Raw genomic sequence first — 17,025 nt, forward strand, 5'->3', positions numbered from 1 at the left:
GGGTCGTGGGGAGCGAGTTCGACCCGATTGCTCTCCAAGGTCGTCGCCTGGGCGCCGGACCGGGAGTCGGCGCTGAGGACGCTCGACCGCGGGCCTGGCCCGCACGGCCGTCCTCGGGGTGGTCACCAACATCCCGTTCCTGCGGGCCCTCGCCGGGCACCGGCCGTCCGAGCGGGCGAGCTGGACACCGGGCTGGTCGAGCGGGTGCTTCCCGAGCTGGTCCCGTCCGTGGAGGTGCCCGGCGAGGTGCTCGCGGCGGCGGCGCTCGCCTTCCACGCCATGCCCCAGGGCGACGACCCGTGGGAGGTCACGGACGGATGGCGGATCGGCGAGCCCGCCTGGACGACGTGGCGGCTGGAGTCCAGAGGCGGCGTGCACGCGGTCCAGGTCCGCGGCCTGCCCGGCGAGTCGGCCGAGATCCGGATGAACGACGAGACCGTCCCCGCGCGTCTCCAGCACAGCGGTGCGGACCTGACGGTCACGATCGGCGGCCGTACCGACGGCTACCTCCACGTACGCCACGCCGACACGCTCTGGCTCGGCAGGGACGGCGAGGCGTGGGCGCTCACCCGGCACCTCATCGGCGACCCCGGTGACCGGCCCGGTGCGGCGGACATGGGCGACGGCGTGGTCAGGAGCCCCATGCCCGGCACCGTTCTGGTGGTCAAGGCCCAGGTCGGGGAGCGGGTGAGGGAGGGGCAGCCGCTGGTCATCGTGGAGGCCATGAAGATGGAGCACACGGTGACCGCCCCGCGCGACGGCGTGGTCTCCGAGCTGCCGGTCCAGGCCGGCCAGCCGGTCGACATGGACGCCGTGCTGGCCGTGGTGAGCACCGGGGAGTTGTGAGATGCCGTACCACATGGAAGGTCTGCCGCAGCAGGTCACCGTCTACGAGGTCGGACCGCGCGACGGGCTGCAGAACGAGGCCGCGGTCGTGCCCGTCGAGGTGAAGGCCGAGTTCATCGACCGGCTCGCGGACGCCGGCCACAAGGTGATCGAGGCGACCAGCTTCGTGCACCCCAAGTGGGTGCCGCAGCTCGCCGACGCCGACGAGCTGGTCGGCCGGCTGCACAGGAAGCCCGGCGTGCGTTACCCGGTGCTGGTCCCCAACCAGCGCGGCCTGGACCGGGCGCTCGAACGCGGCGTGGACGAGATCGCGATCTTCGCCAGTGCCACGGAGACGTTCGCCGCCAAGAACCTGAACCGGAGCCTGGACAGCCAGTTCGACATGTTCGAGCCGGTCGTGGCCAGGGCGCTGGACAGCGGCGTGCGGGTGCGCGCGTACGTGTCGATGTGCTTCGGCGACCCGTGGGAGGGGCCGACGCCGATCGCGCAGGTCGTCTCGGTCGGCGAGCGGCTGCTCGGGCTCGGCTGCTACGAGCTGTCGCTCGGCGACACGATCGGGGTCGGCACGCCGGGGCACGTGACCGCGCTGATCGAGGCGTTCCGCCGGCCTGAGCGGCTCGCCGTGCACTTCCACGACACCTACGGCCAGGCGCTCGGCAACACCCTGGCCGCGTTGAGAGCGGGCGTGACCACGGTCGACGCCTCCACGGGCGGCATCGGGGGCTGCCCCTACGCCGAGTCCGCCACCGGCAACCTGGCCACCGAGGACCTGGTCTGGATGCTGCGGGGGCTCGGCATCGAGACCGGGCTCGACCTGGGCAAGCTCGTGGACACCAGCACCTGGCTGGCGCGGTTGCTCGGCCGGCCCAGCCCGTCCCGCGTCGTGCAGGCGCTGTCGAAAGGCTGATCATGCTCAAGGACGAGTACGAAGAGCTGCGCAAGACCGTCGAGTCGTTCGCCCGCGAGGTGGTCGCGCCGGTGATCGGCGACTACTACGAGCGCGAGGAGTTCCCGTACGACATCGTGCGGCAGATGGGCGCCATGGGGCTGTTCGGGCTGCCGTTCCCCGAGGAGTACGGCGGCATGGGCGGCGACTACTTCGCGCTGTGCCTGGCGCTGGAGGAGCTGGCCCGCGTCGACTCCAGCGTGGCGATCACGCTCGAGGCCGCGGTGTCGCTGGGCGCGATGCCGATCTACCGGTTCGGCACCGACGAGCAGCGCGGACACTGGCTGCCCAAGCTGACCTCTGGTTCGGCGATGGGCGCGTTCGGGCTGACCGAGCCGGGCGGCGGGTCCGACGTGCCGGGCGGCATGCGCACCACGGCCGTGCTCGACGGGGCCGAATGGGTGATTAACGGGACGAAGTCCTTCATCACGAACTCCGGCACCGACATCACCGCCGTCGTCGGCGTGGCCGCGCTCACCGGCGAGCGGGAGATCTCCACGATCCTCGTGCCGAGCGGCACGCCCGGGTTCCAGGTGTCGAAGAAGTACTCCAAGGTCGGCTGGAACGCCTCCGACACCCGCGAGCTGTCCTTCACCGACTGCCGCGTCCCCGCCGCGAACCTCCTGGGCGAGCGCGGCCGCGGCTACGCGCAGTTCCTGCAGACCCTCGACGAGGGCCGCATCGCCATCGCGGCGCTCAGCGTCGGGCTGGCGCAGGGCTGCGTGGACGAATGCCTCAAGTACGTCAGGGACAGGAAGGCCTTCGGCCACCCGATCGGCCACTACCAGGCCATCCAGTTCAAGATCGCCGACATGGAGGCCCGCGCGCACACCGCCCGCCTGGCCTACTACCACGCGGCCGAGAAGATGCTGGCCGGGGCGCCGTTCAAGAAGGAGGCCGCGATCGCCAAGCTGGTCTCGTCGAACGCGGCGATGGACAACTCGCGGGAGGCCACGCAGGTGTTCGGCGGGTACGGGTTCATGAACGAGTTCCCCGTCGCGCGTTTCTACCGGGACGCCAAGGTGCTGGAGATCGGTGAGGGTACGAGCGAGGTGCAGCGCATGCTCATCGCCCGCCAGCTCGGCCTGGGCGACCTCTGAGCGTCATATCGAGGGTCCGGAGGCGCCACGCGAGCGGCAGGTCCAGGGGTTTGCGTGAGGAAGGTTGAAAGATCTAGTGTCATCTTCCATGACGGCTGAAGATCTTCTCATCAGGAGGGCGGAGAAGGCGGACGCGGACGAGGTGTTCGCGCTGGCCCGCGAGTTCGGGCTGACGTTCAGGCCCGAGCGCGGGGCCTTCGACGCCGCCCTGCCCGAGCTGCTGGCGAACGAGGACGCCCTGCTGCTCACAGCCGTCGTCGGCGGGCGCGTGCACGGCTACCTGCTGGGGTTCGTCCACCTGACGCTGTTCGCGAACGGGCCGGTGGCCTGGGTCGAGGAGGCCATGGTCGGGTCCGGGTCGCGGCGGCAGGGGATCGGGCGGGCCCTCCTGGAGGAGTTCGAGCGCTGGGCGCGGTCGCGTGAGGCCAAATACGTGGCGATGGCCACGCGTCGGGCACCGGAGTTCTACCACGCGCTGGGTTACGAGGCCTCCGCCACGTTCTTCCGCAAGGTCCTCCGCTAGCCCACGGCTAGCCCCCGCCAGCCCATCGCCTCGCGTTTGCCGGGTGACCGGCGGGGGATTCTGTCGTCTCCGGATGGCATCCTTAGGGCGTGAGTATCCACGCCATCAGCCCTCGGTTCGTCGGGCGAGCGCGCGAGCTCGCCGTTCTGGGCGATGCGCTGGCCAGGGCGCGCGCCGGCGCGTCCTCCACCGTGCTCGTCGGCGGCGAGGCGGGGGTCGGCAAGACACGGCTGATCAGGGAGTTCACCGACCGGGCCGACGACGTTCTGGTGCTCGTCGGCGGGTGTCTGGAGCTGGGCACCGAGGGCCTGCCGTTCGCGCCGTTCACCGCCGTGCTGCGCGGGCTCGTGCGCGAGCTGGGCCGCGACGGCGTCGCGGCGCTCGTCCCCGGTGGCACCACGCGGGGGCTCGCGCGGCTGCTGCCGGAGTTCGGGGAGCCGGACAAGGACGGGCCCGAGGCGCGGGCGCGGCTGTTCGAGCAGGTGCTCGGGCTGCTGGAGCGGCTGGCCGAAGAGCGTCCAGCCCTGCTGATCGTCGAGGACGCGCACTGGGCCGACCGGTCCACCCGCGACCTGCTGTCGTTCCTGGTCCGCTACCAGCCCAGCGCGGCGGGCCTGCTGATCGTGGTGACATACCGCACCGACGAGCTGCACCGCACCCACCCGCTGCGGCCGCTCCTCGCCGAGCTGGGCCGGGTCGAGTGGGTGCGGAGGGTCGAGCTGCGCAGGCTCACCCGCAGGGAGGCCGTCGCGCAGGCGGCCAGCATCCTGGAGCGGGAGCCGTCCCCCGCCGTCATGGACCAGATCTACGCGCGCAGCGAGGGAAACCCGCTGTTCGTGGAGGCGCTGCTCAGCGAGGGGAACGGGGGTGACGCGCTGCCGGAGTCGCTGCGCGACCTGTTGCTGGCCGGCGTCGAGCGGCTGCCCGACGAGACGCAGGAGCTGCTGCGCGTGGCCAGCGCCGGCGGCCAGCGCATCGAGCACGACCTGCTCTCCGCCGTCGCCGGACTCGACGAGAGCGCGCTCTCCCGCGCGCTGCGGCCCGCGGTGGCGGGCAACGTGCTCGCCGTCGACGGCGAGGGCTACTGCTTCAGACACGCGCTGATCCGCGAGGCGCTCCACGACGACCTGCTGCCCGGCGAGCACACCCGCCTGCACACCCGCTTCGCGGAGGCGCTGGAGCGCGACCTGTCGATCCTGCCCGCGCCGCGCGGCGCGATCGAGCTGGCCCACCACTGGCACTCCGCCCACGACTCCACCTGGGCGCTGGTCAGCGCCTGGCACGCGGCCGCCGCCGCCCGCAAGTCCACCGCGTACGACGAGCAGCTCGGCATGCTCTCCAGGGTTCTCGAGCTGTGGGACCAGGTGCCCGACGCCGCCGAGCGCCTCGGCCGCGACCGGCTCGACGTGCTCGCGCAGACGGCCACGGTGGCTCATCTCGCCGGGGAGTACGAGCGGTCCATCGCGCTGGCCAGCGCCGCCCTCGCCGAGCTCGACCGCGACGCCGACCCGATCAGGTCGGCCAAGCTGCTGCGCCAGCGCGGCCTGACCCGCTACGACCTGGGCCGCGCCGGCTACATCGAGGACCTGCGCGACGCGGCGGCGCTCGTCCCCTCCGACCAGCCGAACAAACTGCGCGGCCAGGTCCTGGAGAGCCTGTCCCGCATGCTCCACGAGCCCGAGGTCTGGCCGGAGAAGCTGGCCACGGCGCGGCTCGCGATGGAGATCGGCCACGAGGTGCGCGACGCCAACGTGGAGGCGCACTCACTGATCAATCTCACCTGGGCGCGGTTCGGCTACTCCGAGATCGAGGCCCAGCTTGAGGCGTTCACGGAGGCGCGCAGGATCGCTCACCGCGACGTGGCGTACAACGCGTTGATGCGCTGCGCGATCTCCGAGTCCGACGCGCTGGAGGGGGCGGGGTGGCACGAGCGGGCCGCGCAGGTCGCCCGCGACGGGGTCGAGGAGGCGGGGCTCTACGGCCTGGCGCGCACGTCCGGCACGTTCCTGTCGATCAACCTGGCCGAGCCGCTGGTGTCCCTCGGGAGATGGGACGAGGCGCTGGAGGTGATCGAGCACGCGCTCGACCTCGCGCCGCCCGCGCCCTACCGGGCCAGCCTGCAGGGGTTCGCCACCGACATCGCGCTGGCGCGCGGGGAGCTCGACCGGGCGGAGAGGCTGCTGGATTCGTCGCGGAGCGTGCTGTCGCGCGGCACCTTCCGCGATCAGACGGTCCTGCCGCACCTGCGCAGGGAGGTGCAGCTGCTGCGGGCGCGCGGTCAGGTGGAGGCGGCCGTCGAGGCGGCCGCCCGGGCCATGGGGGAGCGCGACCTGCTCGCGACTCCGCGTTACTCCTGGCCGGTGCTGGTGACCGTCGCCTCCCTGCTCACCTCGGTGGTGCCGCAGTCCGAGCGCGCCGCACCGCCTGCCCGGCCCGGCGAGGCGCTCCCGCAGGCGGAGGCGGGCCGCCGAGGCGTCCTGCCCGTCCAGTTTCCTGCTCCGGGAGATGCCGCGCGCTCGGGCTCGCCGGGGGTTCTCGGGTCGGGCGCGTTGCGTGACATGGGCTCGGGTGGGTCGGGAGCCGTGGGCCCGGATGCGTTGCGGGCCGCACGCTCGGGCGCGTCTGGGGTCGTGGGCTCGGGTGCGTCGGGGGTCGTGGGCTCAGGTGCGTCGCCCGTGCCGCTGTCGCAGCTCGGTGCGTCGCTGATGGCCTGGCTCCGCGCGTTGGGGCAGGAGCTCGAGACGGACGGCGAGCTTCAGCAGGCGTACCACCTCACCTTCACGGCGCTGCTGGGTCCCGAGCCGTCGCTGGGCGGAGACGCCGCTGATCCGGCCGCGTGGCAGGTGAAGGCATGGGACCTGGCGGTGAGCGCGTGGGCGGCGCTGCGGCAGCCGTACGCGGAGGCTCAGAGCCTGGCGGGCGCGGCTTCGGCGGCGCTGGCGTGCGGGGACCGGCAGGAGGCGGCGGCACGGCTGGGCCGCGCACGGGAGCTCGCCGGCCGATTGGGCGCGACGCCGCTCCTGGAGCAGCTCGACGTCTTCGCGCGGCGGGCCCGGATCGGGGGCTCGGAGGAGGCGGCCGACGGGCATCCGCTGGGGCTGACGGCCCGGGAGCTGGAGGTGCTGCGGGAGGTGACGAACGGGCGGAGCAACCGGGAGATCGCCGAGGCGCTGTTCATCTCGGTGAAGACGGTGAGCGTGCACGTCTCCAACATCCTCGCCAAGCTGGGCGTCGCCACCCGGGGCGAGGCCGCCGCCACCGCCCACCGCCTCCACCTGTTCGACACACCCCTGTGATGGCACGGTGCGCCGGTTTCCGGCTGCCGTGACGCTACCGCCCTGCTACGGCGAGGGGGCGTTGAGGACTCCGGGGCAGTCAGCCGGTCAGCTGGGCTTCCAGGCGGTAGCCGTCCACCGTGACGTACACCTGATCACCAGGCCGGGCGTTCAGGCGCATCAGCACCGGCTGGAGGGAGTCGAAGACCGGCTGGTGGCCCTGCCAGACCAGGACGATGGCGTTGTCGCCAGGGCCCGTCACCGACAGCAGCGTGCCGGGGCGCATGCCGAGCTGGGCCGCGTACCCCTCCGGCACCGGCACAGGGCCGCCCCGGAGGTGTTCCGGGGTCACCTCGATGCGCTGCCAGCGGCGCGGGTCCGAGGACGGGCTGGGCAGCGGCGGAGGCGGCGTGGAAGGGGTGCCCGCCAGGCTGCCGGGGAGCACTGGCGAGCGGCCGCCCGACAGCGCCGACAGCGTGGCCAGCGCGGCGGAGGGGTCGATCGAGTTGGCCGACGCCGCCGGGATGGGCTGGCCGCCCCGGTGGTGGTGGCCGTTGGCTCCGGGCGTGCGGCGGGGCAGGGGCTGGGCGGGCGACGGGGCCGAGGCGGCGGTGTCGGGGCCGGTCTCCGGGGGCAGGGCGTCGAGCCAGGCCTTGGCGGAGTGGGCGCGGATGCCCAGCTCGGCCATCAGCTCCACGACGTCCGCGTCGGGCGGGCTGGCGGCCAGCAGCTGCCTCGTACGTGCCTGCAGGCCGTACATGTCGCCCACGACCAGCCAGCCGTCCTGGAGGCGGCGGTCGGGCATGAGCGTCACCAGCACGCGCCAGAGCGGGGTACGCAGTGAGGGCACCATCACGGGGTGGGCCGGGTCGGCGCCGATGAGCTGGTCCTCGGTGGCCGCCGCGCCGAGCCACTCGGTCAGGCGGAACATGTGCCCCGTGACCGGTGCGGACTCCGAGGAGCGCAGCCAGTTCAGCACCCGCTCCTCGGCGGTGCGCTGCGCCTGGGAGAGCGCCTCCCTCTCCACCAGCATCTTGTGGGCCAGCGTGCGCAGGCTCACCGGATCCTGGGCGAACAGCCGGTGCACGGCCACGGCCAGCTCCAGCTTGTCCAGGCTGCGGAACAGGCTGTCCACGACCCGGACCATCGCGTGGTCGGTGTCGGAGGGCACGGAACCGCCGGAGGGCGCGCCGGGTGCGGGCGTCGGATAACGCGAAGGGCCGCCGGCCTTGGAGTTGTCCCCCGTGCCGGGAACGGCGGGCATCGAGCCGGTGCTTGGGCCGCCGCCAGGGATGGCGGGCATCGAGCCGGTGCTTGGGCCGCCGCCGGGGACGGCGGGCATCGAGCCGGTGCTTGGGCCGCCGCCGGGGACGGCGGGCATCGAGCCGGTTGCCGGGCCGCTGGACGTGGTTCCTGGGACGGCGGGCATCGACCCGGTGCCAGGGCCGCCGCCGGAAATGGCGGGCATCGACCCGGTCGAGGGGCCGCCGGACATCGGGCCGGCATCCGGGCGGCCGGGCTGCGGGCCCGACGGGCGTTGCGGAAGGCGTTCGGACTGGCCGGGGGCCGGGCGCTGCGGCAGGCCCTCGCCCGCGAAGCTCTGGCGCGGGCCGCCGCCCTGGGACTCTGCCGGGCCAGAGCCGCCCTGCGCGGGGAACGCCCCCGTCTGCCGCTGTGGCCCGCTGTCCGTGGACTGCTGCGCCGGGAAAGGGCCGCTCTGGCGGTCAGAGGGCGGCTGCTGCCCTGGAAGGGGGTCGCCCTGCTGTGCAGGGAAGGAGCCGGTCTGGCGATCCGACGGCCGCTGCGTGGGGGAGGAGCCGGGCTGGTGCTGTTGGGCGGGGTCGGAGGACTGAGCGGCGAAGGACCCGGTCTGGACGCCCGAGGGCGGCCCCGAGGACGGCCCCGAGGACGGCCCCGAGGACGGCAGGGCCGGGAACGAGCCCGTCTGGCGCTGCGGGTCGCCGTCCGGGGACAGGGAGGCGGCCTGGCCCTGGTTCGCGAACGGGCCGGTGGCACCCTGCCGCTGCCCTGAGTCCTGGGCCGTGGAGCCGCCCAGGGCGGCGAACGTGCCGGTCTGTGGCCCTCCGTCCGGCTGGGCCGGGAAGGAGCCCGTGCCCCGGGGCGAAACGTGGAGCGGTCGGGTGACCTCGGGATGCTCGGCCGTGACCGGGGCCTCCCGCTGGGCCGGGATGCGGCCGAGGATCTCGCGGAAGACCGACCCGATCACCGCCTCCGGCGTCGCCGACGGCGTGCCCAGGTCGCTGGGGGACAGGCGGCGCAGCCGCTGCCAGCCGCCGAGCCCCGTGATCGCCGTACGGGTGGCCTCCGGCCAGCCCGGCAGCGCCGGGTCGACGTGATGAACGGTCAGCGCCGGCAGCAGGTCGGACAGCGGCAGATGGTCCCAGCGAGAGGAGGCCAGCCGCGCCAGACGTTCGCAGATCCAGTCGAGCCCCGCCGTGCCGAGCGCCCTCGAGAGCGCGAGCGAGGACCACCACCCCGCAGGAAGACGCGGATCACCCAGCGCCTCGGCCACCTGTTGTGGGCGGCTCCAGCGCAGCGCAGGGACCAGGTCGCTCAGGCAGATCGATGACTCGACTTCCATCGGCGGACCTTATCCTCCCCAGTGGGCCGCGTGGTGCTGGCCGTAACGCGTGTGGCTAATGGTGCAGCTTACGCGGCAAGCTATCAATCAGTGTGAATAGGGTAAAGACGGTTCAGATCCAAACCGTACCGTGGCCGACCGCCCACCTGGGCCACACATTCGGCACCAGCACGGCAACCTGCCTCCAAAGCCGCCTCTTCGCTGACACCCTGCAAAGTTCCTGTGAGGAAGCCGGCGGCGAACGCGTCACCCGCCCCCGTCGAGTCCACGACCTCGGCGGACACCCCCGCGGCCGTCGCGATGATCTCGCCGTCCACGGCGGCCATCGCGCCCTGTGCTCCGAGCTTCACGACCGCTGTGCCGTAAGTCTCACTCAAAAGTACGGCGGCGCCCTCCGCGGTGGTGGCGCCGGTCAGCAGGAGGGCCTCGTCGAGGTTCGGCAGGATCAGCCCGGCGGGGGCGGACTCGCGGAGGAACCGTTCGACGCCGAAGTCGCGCAGCGGGCCGGTGGAGGCCGGGTCGAGGCTGATCGCGATCCCGGCGGCCGCCGCCTCGGCCATCGCCCGCCGGGCCAGCCGCAGCCCGGCGTCGGCGAACATCACGTAGCCGGACAGGTGGAGCCGCGCGACGCCGTCGAGCAGGGCAGGGTCCCAGTCGGCCTCGGAGATCAGGCCGCCGGCGCCGCGGTTGGTGAGCATCGTACGCTCGCCGGTCCTGTCCACCATCGCGATCACGACCGCGGTCGGGCGGTCGGGATCGACGGTGATGTGCGTGCGCACGCCCGTCCTGGCCAGTTCGGTGGTGTGCCACTCGCTGCTGTCGTAGCCGAGCCGGGCCAGCAGGCGCACGTCGGCGCCGAGGCGGGCGGCCCAGGCGGCGGTGTTCGCGCCTGAGCCGCCGGGGCGCAGGACGATGTCGGCGGCCGTGTCGGTGCCCGACGTGACCGGCGAGCCGTGCAACGCCACCACGTCGGTGACCACGTCACCGACGACCAGGAGGGCGTTGCCCGTCACGATCGTGCCCAGGACAGGGCGATCTGGGCGGCCAGGGCGGTGTTGCCGCGCACGGCGGCCAGGTTGGCCTCCAGGGAGGCGCCGGCGGTGCCGTCGACCAGGTACGAGAGCAGGAACGGCGTGATCGCCTGCCCCTTGACGCCCTCGCGCTCCGCGGCGGCCAGCGCCTCGGCCAGCACCCGGTCATGGAGCTCCGGGTCGAGCTGCTGGTCCTCGGGGACCGGGTTGGCGACGATCAGCGCCGTCTCCTGGCCGCCGAGCGCGTCCTGACCGCGCATGATCGCCGCCGCCTCGTCGGGCGACTCGATCCGCCAGTCGATCGGCAGGCCGGAGGAGTGCAGGTAGAAGCCGGGGAAGGTGTCCGTACGGTATCCCGCCACGGTCACGCCGCGCGTCTCGAGGCGCTGGAGCGTCGCCGGCACGTCGAGGATCGACTTGACGCCGGCGCAGACGACCGTGATGCGGGTACGCGCCAGCGTGTCGAGGTCGGCCGACTCGTCCTGGTCCTCGGTCCATCCGCGGTGCACGCCGCCGAGCCCGCCGGTGGCGAAGATCCGGATGCCGGCGCGGGCGGCCAGGAACGACGTGGCGGACACGGTCGTCGCGCCGCTGGCCTTGAGCGCCGCGGCCACGGGCAGGTCCCGCTGCCCCAGCTTGCGCAGGCCGGGCTCGCCGGCGATGCGCTCCAGCTCCACCTCGTTCAGGCCGATGCGGGGTACGCCGTCCAGCACGGCGATCGTGGCCGGCACGGCGCCCGCGGCCCGTACGACGCCCTCCAGCTCGCGCGCCACCTCGAGGTTGCGCGGCTGCGGCAGCCCGTGGGAAATGATCGTGGACTCCAGGGCCACGACGGGCGCGCCACTCGCCAGGGCCTCGGCGACCTCGTCAGACGGCTGGAGAACGGAGTCGGGGGTGCTGCGCATGTGTGTTTTGTGCTCCTTGAGCGGTCTTGGGCTGTTAGGGCGAACGGCGAATTTTACGCGATTTGTTCAGAACACGGCACGCTGCGGCGCTGGTCGGACGGCGGTCCACCTGAGGATCACACGAGCGGTGCCGCCCACGCCAGCGACCCGCCAGCGCCCGGGAGGCCCAGGTGGCCGGCGTGCGACGCCCGGCCGGCCGGGCCGCGTGAGGACCGGCAGACGCCGGGAGAAATGTCCGGCTGTGGGCGTTGACGGGTGGTGCCGGGTCGGTCGTAGGGTGCGGGAATGGGTTCGTATGACGTGGTCGTGGCCGGAGGCGGGCACAACGGGTTGGTGGCGGCCGCTTACCTGGCCCGGGCCGGGCGCAGCGTGCTGGTGCTGGAGCGGCAGGACCACGTGGGCGGCCTGGCGATCTCCGCGCGGGCCTTCCCGGGCGTCGACGTACGGCTGTCGCGCTACTCCTACCTGGTCAGCCTCCTCCCATCCAGGATCGCCCGCGATCTCGGGCTCGACCTGGAGCTGCGCCGCCGCCGCTACGCCTCGTACACCCCCAAAGGCGACACCGGGCTGCTCGTCGACAACGAGGACGCGCGGGCGACGGCGGCCTCGTTCGCGCGCGTCACCGGCGGCGAGGCCGACCACAAGGCGTGGCAGGACTTCTACGGCCTGACCGCGCACGTGGCGCGGGCCCTCGCGCCCACGCTGCTCGAACCCCTTCTCTCCGCCTCCGAGGTCGAGCGGCTCGTCGGGCCCGAGGCGTGGCGTGACCTGTTCCGGCAGCCGATCGGCCGGACCGTGGCCGAGCGGTTCGGCGACGACACCGTGCGCGGCGTCGTGCTCACCGACGCGCTGATCGGCACGTTCGCCGACCCCGCCACCGACCTGCTGGCCAACCGCTGTTTCCTCTACCACGTGATCGGCGACGGCACCGGCGAGTGGAACGTCCCCGTCGGCGGCATGGGCGCCGTCTCTGGGGCGCTCGAGGCCGCGGCCAGGCAGGCGGGCGCCGAGATCAGGACCGGGGCCGAGATCGTCGGGATCTCGCCGTCCGGCGAGGTCACGTTCGCGGCCGGGGACGGCGAGCACACGGTGAACGGCGGGCACGTGCTGGTCAACCTGCCGCCCGCCGTGCTCGACCGGGTGCTGCGCCGTCCCGCGACGGTGCCCGAGGGGGCGCAGCTCAAGGTCAACATGGTGCTGACGAGGCTGCCTCGGCTGAAGGACGCGTCCGTGGATCCCCGGGCGGCCTTCAGCGGTACGTTCCACATCAACGAGGGACGCGACCAGCTCGACACGGCATATCAACAGGCGGTAAGAGGGCAAATCCCGGAATTGCCCCCGGCGGAGGTCTATTGCCATTCGCTGACTGACCCGTCCATTCTCGGCCCCGAGCTCCGAGGCAGGGCCGAGACGATGACGCTCTTCGGCCTCCACATGCCAGCCCGACTTTTCCGGAAAAATCCAGAAGACGCCAGAAAAGCGGCATTGGCGGCCACCTTCGCGTCCGTCAACTCCGTCCTGGCGGAGCCCATCGAGGAATGCCTGCTCAAGGCCCCCGACGGCACCCCGTGCGTCGAGGTCAGAACCCCCGTGGACCTCGAAAGGGAGGCCGGGCTTCCGGGCGGCCACATTTTCCACACCGACCTGAGCTGGCCGTACGCGGAGGAAGGTGGGAGATGGGGCGTGGAGACCGAGCATGAACGCATCCTGATATGCGGCGCGAGCGCCCGCCGGGGCGGCGGCGTGAGCGGAATCGCCGGGCACAACGCGGCCATGTCGGTGCTGGGGCGCTGATCCGTCCGGAGCGTCAGTCCTCCGAGATCAGCTTCATGGCCACCTCCATGGCCACGGCCTGCCGCTCCGACTCCGGCACGTCCATGTCGATGGGGAACGCCACGCTCCCCATGATCACCGCGACCACCGCCAGCCGCGCCTCGAACCGCCGTACCGGACTCGCGTTCGGCACCTCAAGCAGCGACACCATCTTGAGCATCTCGGCCCGCATCCGCTCGCCGGTCGGCACCTCCTGCATCACGCCCTGATTCACCTGCGCGAACTTGACCAGAGGCTGCCACTGGTCCTCGAGCAGCTCGCCGATCCGCCGCAGGATCTCCCGCCTGGCCTCGGCGGTCCTGGGCTGCTCGCGACCCCACTCCACCAGCTCCTCGAGCGACGAGAGCAGCCCCTCCACGACGCTGGCCAGGATCGCCTCCTTGGTACGGAAGTGGTAGTAGAGCGCCGGCCTGGTGATCTCCAGCCGCTCCGCCACCTCCTGCAGCGTGGTCTGCTCGTATCCCCGCTCGGCGAACAGCTCCAGCGCCACCTGCTGGATCCGGTCCTTGGTGTCCGTCCGCCGCCCTGCCATGCCGCTCCCATCACTTGACGATCGGCCTCGCGATCACTTACTTTCGCGTAAGTAAGCAATGCGATCCGGCTTATAGGGAGCAAGACTATGGCTCAGACCTTCCCCGTCCAGCGCACCTGCCCCTTCGCGCCCCCGCCCGAGTACGAACGGATGCGCGAGGACGCCCCGCTCGTGCGGGTCTCACTCCCCGGCGGTGACGTGTGGCTGGTCACCAGGCTCGCCGAGGCCAAGCAGGTCCTGTCGGGCACGGGCATCAGCACCAACCCGGAGACCCCCGGCCACCCCCACTGGGCACTCCAACCGGAGCCGCCGACGCCGGAGGAGCGGGCCGCGATGCGGGCGTTCGCGATCGGCCACTTCATCGACCTCGACCCGCCGGAGCACGGCAGGTTCCGGCGGCTGCTCATCCCCGAGTTCACCGTCAGGCGCATGAAGGAGCTGCGGCCCGGCATCCAGCGCATCACCGACGAGCTCATCGACGACATGCTGGCCAAGGGCGACGAGGCGGAGCTGGTGGAGGCGTTCGGGCTGGCGCTGCCGTCGCTGGTCATCTGCCAGCTGCTCGGGGTCCCGTACGAGGACCGCGAGTTCTTCCAGTCGCGCACCCGGCAGGCCCTGTCGAACTTCGACGACCCGGACGTGAGCCGCGCCGCGATGATGGAGATCAGGGAGTTCCTCGACGGCCTGGTCACCAAGGTCGAGCCGCAGCCCGGGGACGACCTGCTCGGGCGGCTGATCCAGAGCGGGCAGCTCACCCACGACGAGCTCGTGGGCGTGATCTTCCTGCTGCTCGTCGCCGGTCACGAGACCACCGCCAACATGGTCCCGCTCGCCGCCCTCACCCTCATGCGCCACCCGGACCAGCTCGCCACGCTGCGCGCGAACCCGGACAAGTGGCCCATGGCGGTGGACGAGCTGCTGCGCTACCACTCCGTGGTGGACTGGGTGGCGTTCGACCGGGTGGCCACCGAGGACCAGGAGATCGGCGGGCAGCTCGTCAGGAAGGGCGAGGGCATCTTCGTGCTCGGAGCCTCCGCCAACAGGGACGAGCGGGCGTTCGAGCGGCCGGACGAGTTCGACGTCGGGCGCGGGGCCCGCCACCACGTCGCGTTCGGGTACGGTGTGCACCAGTGCCTGGGCCAGAACCTGGCCAGGGCCGAGATGGAGATCGCGCTGCGCACGCTGTTCGAGCGCATCCCCGGCCTGCGGGTCACGGTGCCCGACGAGGAGCTGCCGATGAAGGGCGACGGGCCCATCTTCGGCCTCAAGGCGGTGCCTGTCGCGTGGTGATCCTCATGAAACGCGGATGAGTGCGTTTATCAGGTTCTCATGATGAGCCTCTAGCGTTTGTCCCATGAGTGAGTCCGCACGGTTGCTGGTGGTGGACGACGAGCCCGCGTTGCGCGAGGCGTTGCAGTCGAGCCTGGAGTTCGAGGGCTACCAGGTCGTCACGGCCAACGACGGGCAGGCGGCACTTGAGGCGCTGGCGCAGGAGTCCTACGACGCGGTGCTGCTCGACGTCATGATGCCCAGGCTCGACGGCCTGACCGCGTGCCGCCGGCTGCGGGCGTCCGGCAACCACATCCCGGTTCTCATGCTCACGGCCCGCGACGCCGTGGGCGACCGGGTGTCGGGGCTCGACGCGGGGGCCGACGACTACCTGGTCAAGCCGTTCGAGCTGGACGAGCTGCTGGCCCGCGTCCGCGCGCTGCTGCGGCGGGGCGCGCTGACCGTGCCCACCCCCGACGGCGGCGACGCCCTCACGTACGGCGACATGCGCATGGACCTGGCCACCAGGGAGGTCACGCGGGGCGATCGCAGGCTCGACCTGACGAGGACCGAATACCTGCTGATGGAGCTGTTCCTGTCGCATCCGCGCCAGGTGCTGACCAGGGACCAGATCCTCAGCGAAGTCTGGGGGTTCGACTTCGAGCCGACGTCCAACTCGCTCGACGTCTACGTGATGTACCTGCGGCGCAAGACCGAGGCCGGGGGCGAGCCCCGCGTGATCCACACGGTGCGCGGGGTGGGGTACGTGCTGCGGGCCACGCCGTGATCTGGCGCAGCCTCCGCACCCGCCTCACGCTCCTGGTCGCGGCGGCGGTCGCGCTCGCCATCGCGGTCAGCGCGGGCGCGTGCTTCATGATCGTGCGCAAGCAGCTCTACGACCAGGTGGACTTCGAGCTGAAGCACAAGAGCGACCTTCCCTGGCTCATGCAGAATTGCGGGCCCACGCCCGAACCCGCGGGACCTTACGGCCCGCCCCAGGCGACGCAGATCATCTACAGCGACGGCCGCCCCACCTGCTACTTGGGAGTCGCACTGAAGGTCACGCAGGAGGATCGTGACATCGCGTCGCAAGGCGGCAGGCCGCACTTCCACAACGGCCTGGCCGAGGACGGCTCGCCCATGCGCATCGTCACCGCCCAGGTCGGCCCGGGAATGGCCGTCATGGACGCCCGGCCGATCGGCCGCCTGCAGAACACTCTTCGCAACGTGGCACTGCTGCTGGGCGTGGTCTCGGCCCTCGGCGTGATCGGCGCGGGCACCGCGGGGCTGCTCATCGCCCGCACGGCCCTGCGCCCCGTGGGCCGACTCACCAAGGCGGTGGAGCACATAGCGCAGACCGAGGACCTCGGCACCCGCATCCCCGTCGAGGGCGACGACGAGATCGCCCGCCTGTCCTCCTCCTTCAACGCCATGACCGCCGCCCTGGCCGGATCACGCGAGCGCCAGAAGCAGCTCGTCGCCGACGCCGGCCACGAGCTGCGAACACCCCTGACCACCCTCCGCACCAACATCGACCTCCTCCTCCGCAGCGAGCAGACAGGCCGCAGCCTCGACCCCAAGGCCAAGGAGCGCCTGCTGGTCAACGTCAAGGCGCAGTTCGCCGAGCTGTCCACGCTGGTCGCCGACCTCCTCCAGCTCGCGCGCGGCGACACCGAGCACGAGCCGCACGTGGAGCTGGGCTTCCACGAGGTCGTGACGGCGGCCGTCGAGCGGGCCAGGCTGCGCGGCGCCGAGGTGGTCACCGAGCTCGGCCCCTGGTACGTCGTCGGCAGCGCCACCTCACTCGAACGCGCCGTGCTCAACCTCATCGACAACGCCGCCAAGTTCAGCCCCGGCGGCCAGGTCGAGGTGCGGCTGCGCGGCGGCCGGCTGACCGTGCGCGACCACGGCCCCGGGCTGCCCCAAGAGGAGCTGCCGCACGTCTTCGAGCGGTTCTGGCGCTCGCCGTCCGCCCGCGGCCTGCCGGGGTCCGGGCTGGGGCTGGCGATCGTGGCGCAGGCCGTCGCGGAGGCCGGAGGAGAGGTACGTCTCGCGAACGCGCCAGGTGGCGGGGCCATCGCGACGATGGAGCTGCCGGGAACTCTCATGCGCAGCTCAGAAACGGATAAGTCCCATTAAATGACTGCCCCTTGAGCTATGGGG

Annotated in this window: 13 protein-coding genes; 9 read left to right on the forward strand and 4 right to left on the reverse strand. The window is 72.3% G+C overall.

Annotation, left to right across the window (positions count from 1 at the left end; all coding sequences use genetic code 11):
- From ABD830_RS27395 to ABD830_RS27415, 5 genes are all read left to right on the forward strand, one after another.
- Window positions 1-846, forward strand: an 846-nt coding sequence (locus ABD830_RS27395; protein ID WP_344993230.1) for a biotin/lipoyl-containing protein, incomplete at its 5' end; no start/stop codon positions are given.
- 1 nt (window position 847) lies between these two features.
- Window positions 848-1,753, forward strand: coding sequence for a hydroxymethylglutaryl-CoA lyase (locus ABD830_RS27400; RefSeq protein ID WP_344988879.1), 906 nt, complete (start codon window positions 848-850; stop codon window positions 1,751-1,753).
- A gap of 2 nt (window positions 1,754-1,755) precedes the next feature.
- A complete protein-coding gene (locus tag ABD830_RS27405) occupies window positions 1,756-2,892 on the forward strand; it encodes an acyl-CoA dehydrogenase family protein (RefSeq protein WP_344988881.1) in 1,137 nt (378 codons plus the stop codon).
- Between the two features lie 88 nt (window positions 2,893-2,980).
- Complete coding sequence (locus ABD830_RS27410; RefSeq protein ID WP_344988883.1) at window positions 2,981-3,415, forward strand: GNAT family N-acetyltransferase; 435 nt, start codon at window positions 2,981-2,983, stop codon at window positions 3,413-3,415.
- Between the two features lie 89 nt (window positions 3,416-3,504).
- Window positions 3,505-6,711 carry a helix-turn-helix transcriptional regulator gene (locus ABD830_RS27415; protein ID WP_344993233.1) on the forward strand — a complete coding sequence of 1,069 codons (3,207 nt, stop codon included), beginning with the start codon at window positions 3,505-3,507 and terminating at the stop codon, window positions 6,709-6,711.
- A 79-nt stretch (window positions 6,712-6,790) separates the two neighbouring features.
- Here the strand turns inward: ABD830_RS27415 and ABD830_RS27420 are convergent, their stop codons facing one another.
- From ABD830_RS27420 to ABD830_RS27430, 3 genes are all read right to left on the reverse strand, one after another.
- Window positions 6,791-9,292, reverse strand: a complete 2,502-nt coding sequence (locus ABD830_RS27420) for an Rta and bZIP domain-containing protein (protein WP_344993236.1) — start codon at window positions 9,290-9,292, stop codon at window positions 6,791-6,793.
- Between the two features lie 83 nt (window positions 9,293-9,375).
- Window positions 9,376-10,305 carry a carbohydrate kinase family protein gene (locus ABD830_RS27425; protein ID WP_344993238.1) on the reverse strand — a complete coding sequence of 310 codons (930 nt, stop codon included), beginning with the start codon at window positions 10,303-10,305 and terminating at the stop codon, window positions 9,376-9,378.
- Entirely contained in the window at window positions 10,302-11,228 is a 927-nt protein-coding gene (locus ABD830_RS27430) for a pseudouridine-5'-phosphate glycosidase (RefSeq protein WP_344993240.1), read from the reverse strand. The genes ABD830_RS27425 and ABD830_RS27430 overlap by 4 nt, the downstream gene beginning before the upstream one ends.
- Before the next feature lie 285 nt (window positions 11,229-11,513).
- Between ABD830_RS27430 and ABD830_RS27435 the strand changes: the two genes are divergently transcribed.
- The gene (locus ABD830_RS27435) at window positions 11,514-13,022 is read left to right on the forward strand and encodes a phytoene desaturase family protein (protein ID WP_344993242.1); all 1,509 of its coding nucleotides are present in this window, start codon (window positions 11,514-11,516) and stop codon (window positions 13,020-13,022) included.
- 13 nt (window positions 13,023-13,035) lie between these two features.
- On the opposite strand, the gene ABD830_RS27440 is transcribed toward ABD830_RS27435, so the two are convergent.
- Window positions 13,036-13,593 (reverse strand): TetR/AcrR family transcriptional regulator, encoded by a 558-nt coding sequence (locus ABD830_RS27440; RefSeq protein ID WP_344993244.1) that lies wholly within the window; start codon window positions 13,591-13,593, stop codon window positions 13,036-13,038.
- Between the two features lie 87 nt (window positions 13,594-13,680).
- On the opposite strand from ABD830_RS27440, the gene ABD830_RS27445 reads away from it, so the two are divergent.
- From ABD830_RS27445 to ABD830_RS27455, 3 genes are all read left to right on the forward strand, one after another.
- A complete protein-coding gene (locus tag ABD830_RS27445) occupies window positions 13,681-14,883 on the forward strand; it encodes a cytochrome P450 (protein ID WP_344993247.1) in 1,203 nt (400 codons plus the stop codon).
- Window positions 14,884-14,947: 64 nt separating this feature from the next.
- The gene (locus ABD830_RS27450; RefSeq protein WP_344993250.1) at window positions 14,948-15,649 is read left to right on the forward strand and encodes a response regulator transcription factor; all 702 of its coding nucleotides are present in this window, start codon (window positions 14,948-14,950) and stop codon (window positions 15,647-15,649) included.
- Window positions 15,646-17,001, forward strand: a complete 1,356-nt coding sequence (locus tag ABD830_RS27455) for a sensor histidine kinase (protein ID WP_344993252.1) — start codon at window positions 15,646-15,648, stop codon at window positions 16,999-17,001. Before ABD830_RS27450 ends, ABD830_RS27455 begins: the two co-directional genes overlap by 4 nt.
- Window positions 17,002-17,025: the final 24 nt, after the last annotated feature.

The organism is Nonomuraea helvata (assembly GCF_039535785.1).
In the GTDB taxonomy this organism is placed as follows: domain Bacteria; phylum Actinomycetota; class Actinomycetes; order Streptosporangiales; family Streptosporangiaceae; genus Nonomuraea; species Nonomuraea helvata.

Coding starts and splice junctions, on each gene's coding strand:
- ABD830_RS27435 (WP_344993242.1), top strand. CDS start 11,514: ATGGGTTCGTATGACGTGGTCGTGGCCGGAGGCGGGCACAACGGGTTG.
- ABD830_RS27400 (WP_344988879.1), top strand. CDS start 848: ATGCCGTACCACATGGAAGGTCTGCCGCAGCAGGTCACCGTCTACGAG.
- ABD830_RS27450 (WP_344993250.1), top strand. CDS start 14,948: ATGAGTGAGTCCGCACGGTTGCTGGTGGTGGACGACGAGCCCGCGTTG.
- ABD830_RS27430 (WP_344993240.1), bottom strand. CDS start 11,228: ATGCGCAGCACCCCCGACTCCGTTCTCCAGCCGTCTGACGAGGTCGCC.
- ABD830_RS27410 (WP_344988883.1), top strand. CDS start 2,981: ATGACGGCTGAAGATCTTCTCATCAGGAGGGCGGAGAAGGCGGACGCG.
- ABD830_RS27405 (WP_344988881.1), top strand. CDS start 1,756: ATGCTCAAGGACGAGTACGAAGAGCTGCGCAAGACCGTCGAGTCGTTC.
- ABD830_RS27445 (WP_344993247.1), top strand. CDS start 13,681: ATGGCTCAGACCTTCCCCGTCCAGCGCACCTGCCCCTTCGCGCCCCCG.
- ABD830_RS27420 (WP_344993236.1), bottom strand. CDS start 9,292: ATGGAAGTCGAGTCATCGATCTGCCTGAGCGACCTGGTCCCTGCGCTG.
- ABD830_RS27440 (WP_344993244.1), bottom strand. CDS start 13,593: ATGGCAGGGCGGCGGACGGACACCAAGGACCGGATCCAGCAGGTGGCG.